This is a genomic window from Streptomyces sp. NPDC043996, from assembly GCF_056435225.1.
The window spans coordinates 388,440-405,285 of record NZ_JBWKEY010000007.1; the positions used below are offsets into that span (position 1 = coordinate 388,440).

General features: G+C 72.3%; 14 protein-coding genes. 8 read left to right on the forward strand and 6 right to left on the reverse strand.

The features are described 5' to 3' along the window. Nucleotides 1-291: 291 nt before the first annotated feature. From galT to galK, 3 genes are read left to right on the forward strand one after another with little or no spacing between them, the layout of a single operon-like run. Nucleotides 292-1,350, forward strand: a complete 1,059-nt coding sequence (galT, locus tag AC07A4_RS21015; protein WP_478600752.1) for a galactose-1-phosphate uridylyltransferase — start codon at nucleotides 292-294, stop codon at nucleotides 1,348-1,350. Next, nucleotides 1,350-2,309, forward strand: coding sequence for a UDP-glucose 4-epimerase GalE (gene galE / locus AC07A4_RS21020; RefSeq protein WP_478600755.1), 960 nt, complete (start codon nucleotides 1,350-1,352; stop codon nucleotides 2,307-2,309). The genes galT and galE overlap by 1 nt, the downstream gene beginning before the upstream one ends. A 4-nt stretch (nucleotides 2,310-2,313) precedes the next feature. Continuing rightward, a complete protein-coding gene (gene galK / locus AC07A4_RS21025) occupies nucleotides 2,314-3,468 on the forward strand; it encodes a galactokinase (RefSeq protein ID WP_478600757.1) in 1,155 nt (384 codons plus the stop codon). Nucleotides 3,469-3,673: 205 nt separating this feature from the next. Here galK and AC07A4_RS21030 read toward each other — a convergent pair whose 3' ends face one another. After that, the gene (locus tag AC07A4_RS21030) at nucleotides 3,674-4,117 is read right to left on the reverse strand and encodes a GNAT family N-acetyltransferase (protein ID WP_478600760.1); all 444 of its coding nucleotides are present in this window, start codon (nucleotides 4,115-4,117) and stop codon (nucleotides 3,674-3,676) included. Between the two features lie 246 nt (nucleotides 4,118-4,363). On the opposite strand from AC07A4_RS21030, the gene AC07A4_RS21035 reads away from it, so the two are divergent. After that, entirely contained in the window at nucleotides 4,364-5,143 is a 780-nt protein-coding gene (locus AC07A4_RS21035) for a LuxR C-terminal-related transcriptional regulator (protein WP_478600762.1), read from the forward strand. On the opposite strand, the gene tamR is transcribed toward AC07A4_RS21035, so the two are convergent. Next, nucleotides 5,102-5,599 carry a MarR family transcriptional regulator TamR gene (gene tamR, locus AC07A4_RS21040; protein ID WP_478600765.1) on the reverse strand — a complete coding sequence of 166 codons (498 nt, stop codon included), beginning with the start codon at nucleotides 5,597-5,599 and terminating at the stop codon, nucleotides 5,102-5,104. The genes AC07A4_RS21035 and tamR overlap by 42 nt on opposite strands. A 119-nt stretch (nucleotides 5,600-5,718) precedes the next feature. Between tamR and AC07A4_RS21045 the strand changes: the two genes are divergently transcribed. Together AC07A4_RS21045 and AC07A4_RS21050 are read left to right on the forward strand one after the other, a co-directional pair. Further along, nucleotides 5,719-6,546: a trans-aconitate 2-methyltransferase gene (locus AC07A4_RS21045; RefSeq protein ID WP_478600768.1), complete on the forward strand. Its 828-nt coding sequence runs from the start codon at nucleotides 5,719-5,721 to the stop codon at nucleotides 6,544-6,546. After that, on the forward strand, nucleotides 6,546-6,908 hold the full coding sequence (locus AC07A4_RS21050; RefSeq protein WP_478600771.1) for a VOC family protein: 363 nt from the start codon (nucleotides 6,546-6,548) through the stop codon (nucleotides 6,906-6,908). Before AC07A4_RS21045 ends, AC07A4_RS21050 begins: the two co-directional genes overlap by 1 nt. Nucleotides 6,909-7,124: 216 nt before the next feature. Here AC07A4_RS21050 and AC07A4_RS21055 read toward each other — a convergent pair whose 3' ends face one another. Together AC07A4_RS21055 and AC07A4_RS21060 are read right to left on the reverse strand one after the other, a co-directional pair. Beyond that, nucleotides 7,125-7,844, reverse strand: coding sequence for a TetR/AcrR family transcriptional regulator (locus tag AC07A4_RS21055; protein WP_374120641.1), 720 nt, complete (start codon nucleotides 7,842-7,844; stop codon nucleotides 7,125-7,127). Continuing rightward, nucleotides 7,841-8,854 (reverse strand): acyl-CoA desaturase, encoded by a 1,014-nt coding sequence (locus AC07A4_RS21060; protein WP_478600774.1) that lies wholly within the window; start codon nucleotides 8,852-8,854, stop codon nucleotides 7,841-7,843. The genes AC07A4_RS21055 and AC07A4_RS21060 overlap by 4 nt, the downstream gene beginning before the upstream one ends. A 398-nt stretch (nucleotides 8,855-9,252) precedes the next feature. Between AC07A4_RS21060 and ppc the strand changes: the two genes are divergently transcribed. Both ppc and AC07A4_RS21070 read left to right on the forward strand, forming a co-directional pair. Further along, nucleotides 9,253-11,943 (forward strand): phosphoenolpyruvate carboxylase, encoded by a 2,691-nt coding sequence (gene ppc / locus AC07A4_RS21065; protein WP_478601071.1) that lies wholly within the window; start codon nucleotides 9,253-9,255, stop codon nucleotides 11,941-11,943. 187 nt (nucleotides 11,944-12,130) lie between these two features. Continuing rightward, complete coding sequence (locus AC07A4_RS21070; RefSeq protein WP_478600776.1) at nucleotides 12,131-15,244, forward strand: hypothetical protein; 3,114 nt, start codon at nucleotides 12,131-12,133, stop codon at nucleotides 15,242-15,244. 226 nt (nucleotides 15,245-15,470) lie between these two features. Here AC07A4_RS21070 and pth read toward each other — a convergent pair whose 3' ends face one another. Then, entirely contained in the window at nucleotides 15,471-16,082 is a 612-nt protein-coding gene (pth, locus tag AC07A4_RS21075) for an aminoacyl-tRNA hydrolase (RefSeq protein WP_478600779.1), read from the reverse strand. A 73-nt stretch (nucleotides 16,083-16,155) separates the two neighbouring features. After that, the gene (locus AC07A4_RS21080; protein ID WP_478600781.1) at nucleotides 16,156-16,743 is read right to left on the reverse strand and encodes a 50S ribosomal protein L25/general stress protein Ctc; all 588 of its coding nucleotides are present in this window, start codon (nucleotides 16,741-16,743) and stop codon (nucleotides 16,156-16,158) included. Nucleotides 16,744-16,846: the final 103 nt, after the last annotated feature.

Genomic DNA, 16,846 nt, shown 5'->3' on the forward strand with positions numbered 1-16,846 from the left:
TTTCAGCCCGTCCGGCGTTTGAGGACGAGGCGCGGAGCGCCAATGGCTTTGAGCGGGGGAACGGGGGCAGCCGCACCCGGATCGGGAAGGGGTGGGCCTGGGGCGCCCCGCGAGGGCTAGGCGTCCGTGGGGCCCGTGAACAGTTCTGGTGATGTTCTTTGTTTGATTGAGGTTGGGCCTGAGGCTGACCCATGGGCGGCAGGGCCTGGCGCCGCCGCCCATTGACGCTACTGTTGGCTTGTGGTTTGTTGTGTTCGGTTGTGTTGACGGGCGCGATGAGGAGCCCCCCACGTGAAGAAGACGTCGACGCGTCTCGCCGACGGTCGTGAGCTCATCTACTACGACGCGCGCGACGACACCACGCGCACCGCCCCCGACCGGCGGCCGCTCGCCCCCGTCGCGACCACCGCCGAGATCCGCCGCGACGCCCTCCTTGGCGACGCCGTCGCGATCGCCTCGCACCGCCAGGGCCGCACCTACCACCCCCCGGCCGACCAGTGCCCCCTGTGCCCCACCAGCGGCGAGCACCTCACCGAGATCCCGGACTCGGCGTACGACGTGGTGGTCTTCGAGAACCGCTTCCCCTCCCTCGCGGGCGACGCGGGCCGCTGCGAGGTCGTCTGCTTCACCTCCGACCACACGCTGTCCTTCTCCGACCTCACCGAGGAGCGGGCCGGGCTCGTCCTCGAGGCCTGGACCGACCGCACCGCCGAGCTGTCCCACCTGCCCGCCGTCCAGCAGGTGTTCTGCTTCGAGAACCGGGGCGCGGAGATCGGCGTGACCCTCGGCCACCCGCACGGCCAGATCTACGCCTACCCCTTCACCACCCCGCGCACGGCCCTGATGCTGCGCTCCCTGGCCGCGCACAAGCGGGACACCGGCGGGCGCAACCTCTTCGACGACGTGGTGGCGAGGGAGCGGGCCGGACAGCGCGTCGTCCTGGCCGCCGAGCACTGGCTGGCCTTCGTGCCGTACGCCGCGCACTGGCCCTACGAGGTGCACCTCTACCCCAACCGCCGCGTCCCCGACCTGCTCGGCCTCGACGAGGCGGCGCGCGCGGAGTTCCCCCGGGTCTACCTGGAACTCCTCAAGCGATTCGACCGGATCTTCGGCGAGGGCGAGCCGCCGGTGCCCTACATCGCGGCCTGGCACCAGGCGCCCTTCACGCTCCCGCCCGAACAGGAGGGCGTCAACCGGGACGACTTCGCGCTCCACCTAGAGCTTTTCACCATTCGCCGCACTTCCGGCAAGCTGAAATTCCTCGCGGGTTCCGAATCCGGCATGAGTGTGTTCATCAATGACGTGCCGCCGGAGGCCGCGGCCGAGCGACTGCGAGAGGTAGCTAGTTGATGAGTGCGAAGTACCTGGTCACGGGCGGCGCGGGCTATGTCGGAAGCGTCGTCGCGCAACATCTGCTCGAGGCCGGGCACGAGGTGACCGTCCTCGACAACCTCTCCACCGGCTTCCGCGAGGGCGTCCCCGCGGGCGCCGCCTTCGTCGAGGGCGACATCCGCGACGCCGCCAAATGGCTGGACCGCTCCTACGACGCCGTCCTGCACTTCGCCGCCTCGTCCCAGGTCGGCGAGTCCGTCGCCAAGCCCGAGAAGTACTGGGACAACAACGTCGGCGGCACCATGGCGCTGCTCGCCGCGATGCGCGACACGGGCGTGCGCAAGCTCGTCTTCTCCTCCACGGCCGCCACCTACGGCGAGCCCGTGAGCGCCCTCATCAAGGAGACCGACCCGACCGCCCCGACCTCGCCCTACGGCGCCTCCAAGCTCGCCGTCGACCACATGATCAGCGGCGAGGCCGTGGCCCACGGCCTGGGCGCGGTGTCCCTGCGCTACTTCAACGTGGCGGGCGCCTACGGCGAGTTCGGCGAGCGCCACGACCCCGAGTCCCACCTCATCCCGCTGGTCCTCCAGGTCGCCCAGGGCAGGCGCGAGGCGATCTCCGTCTTCGGCGACGACTACGACACCCCCGACGGCACCTGCGTCCGCGACTACATCCACGTCGCCGACCTCGCCGACGCCCATCTGCGCGCCCTGGCCGCCGCCGCCCCGGGCGAGCACCTCATCTGCAACCTCGGCAACGGCAGCGGCTTCTCCGTGCGCGAGGTCATCGAGACCGTCCGCCAGGTCACAGGACACCCGATCCCCGAGATCGTCGCCGGGCGCAGGGGCGGCGACCCCGCGGTCCTCGTCGCCTCCGCCGCCACCGCGCACGAACGCCTCGGCTGGCGGCCCGCCCGCTCCGACCTCGCGGGCATCGTCGCCGACGCCTGGGCCTTCGCCCAGCGGAAGGAGTAACCCCATGGACGCGGCAGCCGTCGCCGAGGACTTCACCGCCCTGTACGGGTACGAGGCCGACGGGGTGTGGGCGGCGCCGGGCCGCGTCAACCTCATCGGCGAGTACACCGACTTCAACGAGGGCTTCGTGATGCCGCTCGCCCTGCCGCACACCGCGGTCGCCGCGGTGGCCCGCCGCGACGACGGAACGCTGCGCCTGCACTCCGCCGACGTCCAGGGCCCCCTCGTCGAGCTGCCCGTCCCCGGCCTCAAGCCGCTGTCCGACAGCGGCGGCTGGGCCGCCTACCCCGCGGGCGTCGTCTGGGCGCTCCGCGAGGCCGGGCACGCGGTCGGCGGCGCCGATCTGCACCTGGCGTCGACGGTGCCGACGGGCGCGGGCCTCTCGTCGTCGGCCGCCCTGGAGGTCGTCACCGCCCTCGCCCTGTGCGACCTGTACGAACTCGACCTGACCCGGCGGGAGTTGGCGCTGCTCGCGCAGCGCGCCGAGAACGCCTTCGTCGGCGTCCCCTGCGGCGTCATGGACCAGATGGCCGCCGCCGTCAGCGAGGCCGGGCACGCCCTGCACCTCGACTGCCGCGACCTGTCCGTGCGGCAGGTCCCCCTCGACCTCGCCGCGCACGGCCTTCGCCTGCTCGTCGTCGACACCCGCGTGCGGCACACGCTCGGCGACGGGGCGTACGCCGAGCGGCGCGCGGCGTGCGAGGCGGGGGCGCGGGCGCTCGGCGTGTCCCATCTGCGGGACGTGCCGTACGCCGACCTCGACTCCGCGCTGCGGCGCCTGGACGACGCGCAGGTACGGGCCTGTGTGCGGCACGTCGTCCGTGATGACCACCGGGTCGGCCGGGTCGCCGCGCTGCTGGCCGCGGGTGATGTGCGGGGGGTCGGGCCCGTGCTCACCGAAGGGCACGCCTCCCTCCGGGACGACCTGCGGATCTCCTGTCCCGAGCTGGACCTCGTCGTCGATGCCGCGGTCGCGGGCGGGGCGCTGGGCGCGCGCATGACCGGGGGCGGGTTCGGGGGCTCCGCGGTCGTCCTCGTGGAGTCCGGGGTGGCGGAGGGGGTCGGCAAGGCGGTGGCCGCGGCGTTCGAGGCCGCCGGGTTCGCTCCGCCTCGGGTGTTCGAGGCCGAGGCTTCCCCGGGGGCCCGCCGCCTGCGCTGAGTCCCTCGCGGGGCGCCCCAGACCCGCCCCTTCCCGAACTGGGGCTCCGCCCCAGACCCCGCTCCTCAAACGCCGGAGGGGCTAAAACTTTCAGCCCGTCCGGCGTTTGAGGACGAGGCGCGAAGCGCCAATGGCTTTGAGCGGGGGAACGGGGGCGGCCAGCACCCGGAGCGGGAAGGGGCGGGTCTGGGGCGTCCCACGCGGGCTACGGCAGCGGCTTCGTCAGGGTGTACTCCGTAACCCCCTCCGGATAATCCGGAATCGCGCACACCACCTCATACCCGTACTTCTGGTAGAAGTCCGGCGCCTGAAAGTCCCACGTCTCAAGGCGTGCCCGCCGACACCCCCGCTCCACCCGAGCCACCCGCTCCCCTTCCGCGAGCAACCGCCCCCCGAGCCCGGCCCCCCGCGCCCCCTCCGCGACCCAGAGCAGGCCCACATGCAGCCACCCCGCCCAGGTGTGCCCGGACAGGCCCCCCACCAGTTCGTTCTCGCGGTCCAACGCCCAGACCCCGAGCGGCACTTCCCGCTCCGCGGGAGTCCCCCGCATCGCCCGCAGCACCGGTGACACGGCCGTATTGGCCGCTCGCAGCCGCGCCCGAAGCAGACGAAGCCGTTCTTTGTCGACTCCTGCCTCAATACGAAACATACGGCTCACGATAAACGCGCCGGACAATCAGTTCTGCAAATCCACTTCCGCTCCGGGCCCCCGTCCGTACTCTGAAGGGCAGCGCCGGTGGGGGCCGGCGCCGTTCAGGGGGCGAGACAGTCGGGTACGACGCCCGGCGTGGGGGTGGCAGTCAGGGCACGGCGGCGGCCGTGCGGCTGCGGTGGCTCTCGCGCCGGGCGCCGTATCCGCACCAGGTCCACCGTCCTCCAGCCTGTGGGGGTTTCCGTGGTTCGAATCCGAGTCCTGGTCGTCGACGACCATCGCATCTTCGCCGAGTCACTCGCGGCCGCGCTCGCCGCCGAGCCCGATGTGGACGTGTCCGCCGCGGGCAGCGGCCCGGCGGCGCTGCGCTGCCTTGACCGGGCGGCCGCCGAGGGCCGCAGATACGACGTCCTGCTCGTGGACGCCGACCTCGGCGGCTCCGCGCCCGCGCTGCAGAGCGCGGCCCGCCCGGCCGTGCCGGTGCACGACGGGCAGGCGGACGGCCTGGTCGACGGCATCTCCCTGGTGATGGGGGTGCGTTCGGCCCAGCCCGCGGTGCGGACGGTCGTCCTCGCGGAGAAGGACGACCCGCGCCGGGCGGCGCTCGCGCTGCAGGCCGGGGCGTCGGGCTGGGTGGCCAAGGACTGCTCGCTGTCCCGGCTGCTCACGGTCATCCGCGGCGTGCTGAGGGACGAGACGCATCTGCCGCCCGCCCTGCTCACCGGCGTCCTGCGCGAGCTCACCGCGGCCCGCAAGCACCGCACGGAGAGCGAGCGGCTCGTGGAGTCGCTCACCCCGCGCGAGCGCGAGGTGCTGCGCTGCATGGTCGCGGGCCTCGGCCGCAAGGCCGTCGCGGAACGCCTGTTCCTGTCCCCGCACACCGTCCGCACGCACATGCAGAACGTGCTCGGCAAGCTCGGCGTGCACTCCACGCTCGCCGCCGTCGCCCTCGCCCGCAGGGCTGGCGTCGGACCCGTCGACCTAGCCGGGGACGTTGTCGAACGGGGCGGTCAACTGGCGTAGCAGCGCGGCCAGTTCACCGCGCTGGGCCCGGGAGAGCTCGGCGAGGATGGCGCGCTCCTGGTCGAGCAGGCCCGCCAGGGCCTGGTCGGCGCGGTCGCGCCCCTCGTCGGTGAGCCGCACCAGGACGCCGCGGCGGTCGCTGGGGTCGGGGAGGCGCTCGACGAGGCCCTTCTTGGTGAGGCGGTCGATGCGGTTCGTCATCGTGCCGGACGTCACCAGGGTCTGGGTCAGGAGCTGGCCCGGCGACAGCTGATAGGGCGCGCCCGCGCGCCGCAGCGACGTCAGGACGTCGAACTCCCAGGGCTCCAGCTCGTGCTCGGAGAACGCCAGTCGACGTGCCCGGTCCAGGTGGCGCGCCAGCCTGCTCACGCGGCTCAGCACCTCGAGCGGTTCCACGTCGAGGTCAGGGCGCTCCCGACGCCATGCAGCGACCAGCCGGTCGACCTCGTCCTCCATGACGATCAGTGTAGGGGGTCTGTCGACATGAAGTCTCTTGACGTCAAGATAGTTATGGGGTCAGGATGGCGGCGGCCCGCTGAACCGGCCGCGCCGCCGAGTCGCGAAGGAGCACCCCCATGCCGTCCCCCGCCTCGCCCACCTGGGACCCGCAGCAGTACCTGCGCCACGCCGGACACCGCAACCGCGCCCTCGGGGACCTGCTCGCCCAGGTGGCCGCACCCCGCGACGGACACGGCCTGACCATCGCCGACCTCGGCTGCGGCCCCGGCAACTCCACCGCGCTCATCGCCGCGCACTGGCCCACCGCCCGCATCACCGGCTACGACAACTCGCCCGAGATGCTGGCGCGCGCCTCGTCCCACGCGGGCCCCACCCCCGGCGGCGGCCGCGTGGACTTCGCCCACGCCGACCTCGCGGCATGGGTGCCGGCACAGCCGTACGACCTGATCCTGTCCAACGCCACCTTCCAGTGGGTGCCCGGGCACACCGGATCGTTCGCCGCCTGGATCGCCGCCCTCGCGCCCGGCGGCACCTTCGCCTTCCAGGTGCCCGCCAACTTCGACGCCCCCAGCCACGCCCTCATGCGGGGCCTCGCGGCGTCGCCGCGCTGGCGCGAGCGCCTCGCGGGGTGCCTGCGGCACGCCGACGCCGTCCTCGCGCCGGACGCCTACCTGGACCTCCTGCGCGGCCTCGGCTGCGAAGCCGACGTCTGGGAGACCACCTACCTCCAGGTCCTCAGCGGGCCCGACCCCGTCCTCGACTGGGTCAAGGGCACCGGCCTGCGGCCCGTCCTCACCGCGCTCGCCGACGACCCGGGCGCGGTCGAGGACTTTCTGGAGGAGTACGGGGCACTGCTCCGCGAGGCCTATCCGGCCCGGCCCTACGGCACCGTCTTCCCCTTCCGGCGGCTCTTCGCCGTGGCCCGCACCACCGGGGGCGCGTGATGCTGGTGGCCCTGGACCATGTGCAGCTGGCGGCGCCGCCCGGCAGCGAGCCGGAACTCCGCGCCTTCTACGTGGGTGTCCTCGGGATGACGGAGGTGCCCAAGCCGGTGGCCCTCGCGGGGCGGGGCGGGTGCTGGTTCCGGGCGGGGGCCGTCCAGCTCCACCTCGGGGTGGAGGCCGGGTTCCGGCCCGCGCGGAAAGCCCATCCCGGGCTGCGGGTCGTGGGGATCGACGCGTGTGCCGTGCGGCTCGCCGCAGGTGGGGCGCCGGTCGAGTGGGATTCCGGGTTGCCGGGGCATCGCCGCTTCTTCACCGAGGATCCGGTGGGCAACCGGCTGGAGTTCCTGGAGCCGCTGCCGTAGCCCTCGCGGGGCGCCCCAGGCCCGCCCCTTCCCGATCCGGGTGCGGCTGCCCCCGTCCCCCCGCTCAAAGCCGTTGGCGCTCCGCGCCTCGTCCTCAAACGCCGGACGGGCTGAAAACTCACCCGCGAGCCGCTAGGTCGGGGGGTGCGGGGGTAGCCGCAGGTGTAAGGGCGGGCGGGTGGGAGATAGCGCTGATCCGGCGGTGTCGCCGTCCGCCTAGGACTTGCGGTGGCCTATCAGGCGCGGCTTCGGCTCCAGGCCGTCCAGGCCGTGCCAGGCCAGGTTCACCAGGTGCGCGGCGACCTCCGCCTTCTTGGGCTTGCGTACGTCCAGCCACCACTGGCCGGTGAGGGCCACGCTGCCGACCAGCGCCTGCGCGTACAGCGGCGCCAGCTTCGGGTCGAAGCCGCGGGTCTTGAACTCCTGGCCGAGGATGTCCTCCACCTGCGTCGCGATGTCGGAGATCAGGGACGCGAAGGAGCCCGTGGACTGCGGGATGGGGGAGTCGCGGACCAGGATGCGGAAGCCGTCCGTGTACTCCTCGATGTAGTCGAGGAGGGCGAAGGCCGCCTGCTCGCAGAGCTCACGCGGGTGCCCGGCCGTCAGGGAGCCCGTCACCATGCCGAGGAGCTGGCGCATCTCGCGGTCCACCACGACCGCGTACAGGCCCTCCTTGCCGCCGAAGTGCTCGTACACGACGGGCTTGGAGACCCCGGCCTTCGCCGCGATCTCCTCCACCGAGGTGCCTTCGAAGCCCTTGGCGGCAAACAGGGTGCGGCCGATGTCCAGCAGCTGTTCGCGGCGCTCGGCGCCGGTCATCCGGGTCCGGCGCGTACGCCGGGGCTTGTCGTTGTTCGAATTCGACGGGCTCTTCGGGGCTCGCGAGGAGCCCTTCGTGCCCGGGGTGCTGGAGTCGGTCGCCACGTGTTCCATCATGCCGCGTCTGCGGCCTGGTGATTGCCCGGGGCATCCACCGTGTCGGCCGGCTTGCGGCGCGCGTCGATCCGGTCCTTCGACGGCCAGCGTACGTCGTACGCCCAGCCGAGCTGTTCGAACCAGCGGATGAGGCGCGCCGAGGAGTCGAGCTGGCCCCGCATCACCCCGTGCCGCGCGGACGTCGGGTCGGCGTGGTGGAGGTTGTGCCAGGACTCGCCGCAGGACAGGACCGCCAGCCACCACACGTTCCCGGAGCGGTCCCGGGACCGGAAGGGCCGCTTGCCGACGGCGTGGCAGATGGAGTTGATCGACCACGTCACATGATGCAGCAGCGCCACCCGGACGAGTGAGCCCCAGAAGAACGCCGTGACCGCGCCCCACCAGGACATCGTGACCAGACCGCCGACCAGCGGCGGCAACGCGAGGGAGACCAGCGTCCACAGGATGAACTGGCGCGAGACGGCGCGGATCGCCGGGTCCTTGATCAGATCCGGCGCGTACTTCTCCTGCGGCGTCTGCTCCTCGTCGAACATCCAGCCCACGTGCGCCCACCACAGGCCCTTCATCAGCGCGGGCACGCTCTCGCCGTACCGCCACGGCGAGTGCGGGTCGCCCTCCGCGTCCGAGAACTTGTGGTGCTTGCGATGGTCGGCCACCCAGCGCACCAGCGGCCCCTCCACCGCGAGCGAACCCATGACCGCGAGCGCGATCCGCAACGGACGCTTCGCCTTGAAGGAACCGTGCGTGAAGTACCGGTGAAAACCGATCGTGATGCCGTGGCAGCCCACGTAGTACATGAAGACGAGCAGACCGAGGTCCAGCCAGCTCACGCCCCAGCCCCAGGCCAGCGGCACCGCCGCGACCAGGGCCAGGAACGGGACGACGATGAACAGCAGCAGCGTGATCTGCTCGAGGGACCGCTTCTTCTCGCCGCCCAGCGTCGCGGACGGGAGCGGGGCGCCTGTGGGCGCCCCCTGCGATTCTTCGATGACGTCGGGGCTTGTGGTCATGGGCGTTCCCCTGGGGGGTCGAGGGTGACGGCACGTGCAGGTGCCAGGAGGGCGAGTGCCCGCGGAAGTGCCGCGCACGCACCGCCTACGGGACCGTAACCTACGGGCACGTAAGTATCGCAGCGCGCGGCGCCGCGGCAAGAGGCCGAGAGACGGCCGGAGCGCATCGACACCTATCCTTGGATCGGTCGGACAGCGCGGTCCGCTCTGATATTTCCCCGGTTCATCCGCCGGGACCCCTCCCAGACGTGCCCACCCCGTCTCCCGCCCCCACGCGGCGGGATTCACCGCAAGGAGCCGCACCTGTGAGCAGTGCCGACGACCAGACCGCCCCGCAGGCCGCGACGAGCACCGCGACGGCCGCGACGAGCACCGCGACGGCCACGGCCAACAGCGAGCTGCGCGCCGACATCCGCCGCCTCGGCGACCTCCTCGGCGAGACCCTCGTCCGCCAGGAAGGACCCGAGCTCCTCGACCTCGTCGAGAAGGTCCGCCGCCTGACCCGCGAGGACGGCGAGGCCGCCGCCAAGCTCCTCGGCGGCACCGAGCTGGAGACCGCCGCCAAGCTGGTACGCGCCTTCTCCACCTACTTCCACCTCGCCAACGTCACCGAGCAAGTGCACCGCGGCCGCGAGCTGCGCGCCCGCCGCGCCGCCGAGGGCGGCCTCCTCGCCCGCACCGCCGACCGCCTCAAGGACGCCGACCCCGAGCACCTGCGCCAGACGGTCGAGCACCTCAACGTGCGGCCCGTCTTCACCGCCCACCCCACCGAGGCCGCCCGCCGCTCCGTCCTCAACAAGCTGCGCCGCGTCGCCGAACTCCTGGAAACCCCGGTCATCGAATCCGACCGGCGCCGCCACGACATCCGCCTCGCCGAGAACATCGACCTCGTCTGGCAGACCGACGAACTGCGCGTGGTCCGCCCCGAGCCCGCCGACGAGGCCCGCAACGCCATCTACTACCTCGACGAACTGCACGCCGGAGCGGTAGGCGACGTCCTGGAGGACCTGACGGCGGAACTGGAGCGCGTCGGCGTCCAGCTCCCCGAAGGCTCACGCCCGCTGACCTTCGGCACCTGGATCGGCGGCGACCGCGACGGCAACCCCAACGTGACGCCCGACGTCACCTGGGACGTCCTCATCCTCCAGCACGAGCACGGCATCAACGACGCCCTCGAAGTGATCGACGAGCTGCGCGGCTTCCTGTCGAACTCCATCCGCTACACCGGCGCCACCGAGGACCTCCTCGCCTCCCTCCAGACCGACCTGGAGCGCCTGCCGGAGATCAGCCCCCGCTACAAGCGCCTCAACGCCGAAGAGCCCTACCGCCTCAAGGCCACCTGCGTCCGGCAGAAGCTGGAGAACACCAAGCAGCGCCTCGCCAAGGGCACCGCCCACGAACCCGGCCGCGACTACCTGGGCACCGCCGAGCTCCTGCACGACCTCACCCTCATCCAGGCCTCGCTGCGCGCGCACAAGGGCGCCCTGTTCGCCGACGGCCGCATGAACCGCACCATCCGCACGCTGGCCGCCTTCGGCCTCCAGCTCGCCACCATGGACGTACGCGAGCACGCCGACGCCCACCACCACGCCCTCGGCCAGCTCTTCGACCGCCTCGGCGAGGAATCCTGGCGGTACGCGGACATGCCGCGCGAGTACCGCCAGAAGCTCCTCGCCAAGGAACTCCGCTCCCGCCGCCCCCTCGCGCCGTCCCCGGCGCCCCTGGACGCCGCCGGACAGAAGACCCTCGGCGTCTTCGAGACCGTCAAGAAGGCCCTCGCGGTCTTCGGCCCGGAAGTCATCGAGTCGTACATCATCTCCATGTGCCAGGGCGCCGACGACGTGTTCGCCGCCGCCGTCCTCGCCCGCGAGGCGGGCCTGATCGACCTGCACGCCGGCTGGGCGAAGATCGGCATCGTGCCGCTCCTGGAGACCACCGACGAGCTGCGCGCCGCCGACGTCATCCTCGACGAGATGCTCGCCGACCCCTCCTACCGCCGCCTCGTCGCCCTGCGCGGCGACGTCCAGGAGGTCATGCTCGGCTACTCCGACTCGTCGAAGTTCGGCGGCATCACGACCTCGCAGTGGGAGATCCACCGCGCCCAGCGCCGCCTGCGCGACGTCGCCCACCGCTATGGCGTCCGCCTGCGCCTCTTCCACGGCCGCGGCGGCACCGTCGGCCGCGGCGGCGGCCCCTCCCACGACGCGATCCTCGCCCAGCCCTGGGGCACCCTGGAAGGCGAGATCAAGGTCACCGAGCAGGGCGAGGTCATCTCCGACAAGTACCTGGTGCCGTCCCTGGCCAGGGAGAACCTGGAGCTGACCGTCGCGGCCACCCTCCAGGCCTCCGCCCTGCACACCGCGCCCCGCCAGTCCGACGAGGCCCTCGCCCGCTGGGACGCGGCCATGGACGTCGTCTCCGACGCCGCCCACGCCGCCTACCGCAAGCTGGTCGAGGACCCGGACCTGCCGACGTACTTCCTCGCCTCCACCCCGGTCGACCAGCTCGCCGACCTGCACCTGGGCTCCCGGCCCTCCCGCCGCCCCGGCTCGGGCGTCTCGCTCGACGGCCTGCGCGCCATCCCCTGGGTGTTCGGCTGGACGCAGTCCCGGCAGATCGTCCCCGGCTGGTACGGCGTGGGCTCCGGCCTCAAGGCCCTGCGCGAAGCCGGTCTCGACACCGTCCTCGACGAGATGCACGAGCACTGGCACTTCTTCCGGAACTTCCTCTCCAACGTCGAGATGACGCTGGCCAAGACCGACCTCAGGATCGCCCGCCACTACGTCGACACCCTCGTCCCCGACGAGCTCCAGCACATCTTCACCGCCATCGAGGCCGAGCACGAGCTGACCGTCAGCGAAGTCCTGCGCGTCACCGGCGGCGCCGAACTCCTGGACGCCCAGCCCGTGCTCCGGCAGACCTTCGCCATCCGCGACGCCTACCTGGACCCGATCTCCTACCTCCAGGTCGCGCTCCTCAAGCGGCAGCGCGACGCGGCGGCCACCGGCGCGGATGCCGACCCGCTCCTCGCCCGGGCACTCCTGCTCACCGTCAACGGCGTGGCCGCGGGCCTGCGCAACACCGGCTGACGTCGTGACGCGCTGATACGGCGGTACGCGCCGATACGGCAGTACGCGCCGAAAGGCCCCCGCACCCACCCGGTGCGGGGGCCTTTCAGGTGAAAAGTGCGGTTAATCGCCTTGTCGTAACGGCTTCCCCAGGGGAGCACGGCCCACAGTTGACGCGTCCTCAGGTCCCCTCCTGGTCGGAAGTGCTGTGGCTCTCATCGCTCACCGGTACCGTCGCGCGCTCGCCGCCACGGTCGCCGTCCTGCTCGCCGCGCTCGCGGCACTCGCCCTGGTCCCGCACGACAGCGCGGCCCGCGCCGACGCCCGCATGAGCGTCCGCCTCGACCCCGGCACCTCCCCCGTACCGGCGGGCGACCACGTCACGTACAACGGCTTCATCCAGTGCTCCATCCCCGGCGACTGCCAGGACGTGACCGTCACCTTCACACCCCCGCCCGGAGCCTCCGGCAAGGGCGTCGTCTCCCAGCCCTACCCGCCCGGCGTCACCGCCGTCACCGCCAACGACGACGGCAGCGTCACCGTCGAGTACAGCTCCATCGCCAGCGGCCAGAGCTCCCAGCTCACCGTCAGCTGGCCCACCGAGGACTACTGGACACCCCCCGGCGACCAGCGCGCCGAGATGTCCGCCACCGCCACCAACGGCGACGGCACCCCGAGCACCGACACCGCCGAGGTCGAGGTCACCGCCGAACCCAACCCGGCGATCCGCAAGGAAGGCCCCACCCGCGCCCGCCCCGGCGAGACCCTCACCTACAAGGTCACCGCCACCAACGACCCGCGCAACACCAACCGGCCGCGCGGCAACCTCGCCCTGGAGAACGCCGTCCTCAGCGACGTCCTCCCCGAAGGCGTCGACTTCGTCGACGCCACCCCCACCGGATACACCTACGACCCCGACACGCGCACCGTCAGCTGGCCCGTCGACACCGAACCCGACCGCCCCGGCGACCAGCTCGCCCAGGTCAAGACCTTCCCCTACGGCGTCGTCCACGAGATCAGGGTCAAGGTCCGCGACGACGTCGCCGACGGCACCACCCTCACCGACACCGCCACCCTCACCGGCGACCCCCTCGGCCCCGACACCGAGACGATCACCAAGACCGACCGCGCCGACACCGTCATCGGCACCGGCGGCGGCGAAGTCACCGGCACCCTCAGCAAAACCGTCGACACCCCCCTCGCCGCCGACGGCCAGCGCGTGTCGTACGTCCTGCGCTTCGGCAACACCGGCACCGACCCCGCCGACGCCCGCGTCACCGACGCGCTGCCCGCCGGATTCGACGCCGAGACCCTCAGCCTCTCGACACCCGCGGGCGGCGCCTACTCCGGCACCTGGACCGTGACCGTCACCCGCCGCGACGGCAGCACCGAGACCGTCACCCCCACCTCGCAGACCATCGACCTGCGCGACCTCGGCGACCTCGTCACCGTCCGCGTCAACGTCCCCGGCCTCGCCGCGGGCACCAACCTCGTCATCCAGATCGCGGGCCGCGCCGACGCCTCCGAACTCCCCGGCAACAGCGGCGACATCGACAACTGCGCCCGCCTCGACCTCACCGGCGACGCCGGCACCGCCGACGAAGAGTCCTGCACCAGCTTCCACATCGAACCCGAGGTCTCCCAGCCCGAGCTGACCAAGTCCACCGACCCCACCCCGGTCGGCCCCGGCGGCAGCCACACCTGGACCATCACCCTCCGCAACGACCGCTACCGCACCGGCTCGTCCCCGCTGCGCCCCCGCTTCGTGGACCTCGTACCCCGCCAGCTCGCGTACGTGAAGGGCTCCTGGACCCTCGCCGACGGCCAGCCCGACTACTGCCCGGCCGCCGACCGCTTCACCGAGACCGTCACCGACGCCGCCGACGGCCGCACCCGCGTGGAACTGACCGCCGAACCCGGCGCCGAGATCCCCGCCGACGACTCCTCGTGCGGCTACGAGTTCCGCACCACCGTCGCACCCGGCATCGCCAGCGGCACCTACGGCGGCTCGCCCGCCGACGCCGACTACCAGGGCAACCGCGCCGGGCTCTACGACGCCGAACGCCCCATCAACACCCGCGGCACCGACACCCACGACATCGACGGCGACGGCGACACCAGCGAGAACGTCGCCGAGGCCACCGACGACTTCGCCATCGCCGAATCCTCCGCCCTGTTCGTGACCAAGGAGGTCAAGGGCGACGAGGACGACGCGTTCAAGGGCTCCGCGGAGGTCCCAGGACAGGAGGACCAGGTCGGCCGGTCCACCATCGGCGGCACCGTCGAGTACCGCACCGTCCTCGGCAACATGGGCAACACCGCCCTCACCAACGTCGTCGCCTACGACCTGCTGCCCGCGCCCCGCACCACCGGCGTCACCAGCGGACGCTACGGGGACGACGTGACCAGCCAGTGGCGGCCCACCCTCACCGGGCCCATCGCCGTGGGCGGCGCGCCCGTCACCATCACCTACTCCACCGAGGCCGACCCGTGCCGCCCCGAGATGGACAACACCCCCGACGACAGCGCCCCCTTCCAGTGCGACGGGCGGCCCGACCCGTCCTTCGTCCCCGCCGACCAGGTCACCGACTTCAGCCGCGTCCGCTCGCTCCGCTTCGACTTCGACGGCCACGTGTTCGCCGCGGGCGAGCGCTACACGCTGCGCTGGCTGATGGCCGTGCCTCAGCAGGCCGCCGGGGGTGAGCCCTTCGAGGGCGGGGAGCGCACCTGGAACAAGATCGCGATTGCCGGGGACCGGCGGCAGGGGGACGGGTCTACGCGGGGGTTGCTGGCGACGGAGGCCCCGTGGGTGGTGGCGGAGGTCCATCCGGCGCCGTCACCGTCGCCGTCCCCGTCGGACTCGCCGTCGCCGTCGGATTCGCCGTCGCCGTCGGATTCGCCGTCTCCGTCTCCGTCGCCGTCGGATTCGCCCTCGCCGTCTCCGTCGCCGTCGGATTCGCCCTCGCCGTCCCCGTCGCCGTCGGATTCGCCCTCGCCGTCCCCGTCCCCGTCGGACTCGCCCTCGCCGTCCCCGTCCCCGTCGGACTCGCCGTCGCCGTCCCCCTCGCCTTCGGATTCGCCTTCGCCCTCGGACTCGCCTTCGCCGTCCGACTCGCCGTCCCCGTCGGATTCCCCGTCGCCGTCCCCGTCGGAGCCCACTGAGCCGCCCTCGCCGTCCGTGACGTCCGAGCCGCCGTCGCTGCCGGATACCGGGGCCGGGGGCGCCTGGCTGGCCTCCGGGATCGCGGCGGCGTTGATGGCCGCGGGTGCGTTGGTCGCGGCGGTGGCGCGGAGGCGGAGGGAGGTGCGGGACCACATGTGAGTGGCCCGCGTGGGACGCCCCAGGCCCGCCCCTTCCCGAACCGGGTGCGGCTGCCCCCGTTCCCCCGCTCACAGCGATTGGCGCTTCGCGCCTCGTCCTCAAACGCCGGACGGGCTGGATCTTCTCGGCCCGAGCCGGATGGTCTTAGCCCGTCCGGCGTTTGAGGACGAGCCGCGAAGCGGCGATAGGCGGCGCCCCCTGGCTCAGGGGGGCGCCCCGCGACGGGTCAGGAGTTGTACGTGGACTGGGCCCGCTCCAGGCCCTCCACCACCAGGCACTCCACCGCGTCCGCGGCCCGGTCCACGAAGTAGTCCAGCTCCTTGCGCTCCACCGAGGAGAAGTCCTTCAGGACGAAGTCCGCGACCTGCATCCGCCCCGGCGGCCGGCCGATGCCGAACCGGACCCGGTGGTAGTCGGAGCCCATGGCCTTCGTCATGGACTTCAGGCCGTTGTGGCCGTTGTCGCCGCCGCCCAGCTTCAGGCGCAGCACCCCGTAGTCGATGTCGAGCTCGTCGTGGACCGCGACGACGTTCGCCGTCGGGACCTTGTAGAAGTCGCGGAGGGCCGTGACCGGGCCGCCCGACAGGTTCATGTACGAGGCGGGCTTGGCGAGGACGACCCGGCGGCTGCCGGGGCCCATCGGACCCACCCGGCCCTCCAGGACGTGCGCCTGCGCCTTCGCGGCCCGCTTGAAGGAACCGCCGATCCGCTCGGCGAGCAGGTCGGCGACCATGAAGCCGACGTTGTGGCGGTTCATGGCGTAGCCGGGGCCGGGGTTGCCGAGCCCCACGATCAGCCAGGGCGCGCTCGGGTCCGTCGTCATCTGCGTGTCCTTCATAGGTCCTTCATAGCCCAACCGCCGCCCAGCGCTCAGGCGCTGGGCGGCGGTTGGAGTGCCATTGCGGTACGGCTCAGGCCTCGGCGGCCTCGTCGCCCGCACCCTCGGCCGGGGCCTCCTCGGCCTGCGCGGCCAGGACCTGCAGGACGACGGTGTCGCCGTCGACGGCCAGGGTCGCACCGGCGGGCAGCGTGATGTCCTTGGCGTGGATGGAGGCACCGGCCTCCAGGCCCGCGATGGAGACGGTGACGGCCTCCGGGAGGTGGGTGGCCTCGGCCTCGATCGGGAGCGTGTTCAGCACGTGCTCCAGGAGGTTGCCGCCAGCGGCCAGCTCGCCCTCGGTGTGGACCGGGACCTCGACGGTGACCTTCTCGCCGCGCTTCACGAGGAGCAGGTCGACGTGCTTGATGAAGCCCTTGAGGGCGTCACGCTGCACGGCCTTCGGGATGACCAGCTCGTTCTTGCCGTCGACGTCCAGGGACAGCAGGACGTTCGGCGTGCGCAGGGCGATCATCAGGTCGTGACCCGGCAGCGTGACGTGGACGGGGTCCGTGCCGTGGCCGTACAGGACGCCCGGAACCTTGTTCTCGCGGCGGATACGGCGGGCGGCGCCCTTGCCGAACTCGGAACGGGTCTCGGCGCTGAGCTTGACCTCAGACATGAAGCACTCCTCGTAGATAAGTGAACGGATGTGTCACCCGGCCATACGACTGGCCTGCTACGAAGAGCGCGTCGATAACGGACCGCCGTGAACACGCTGCGAA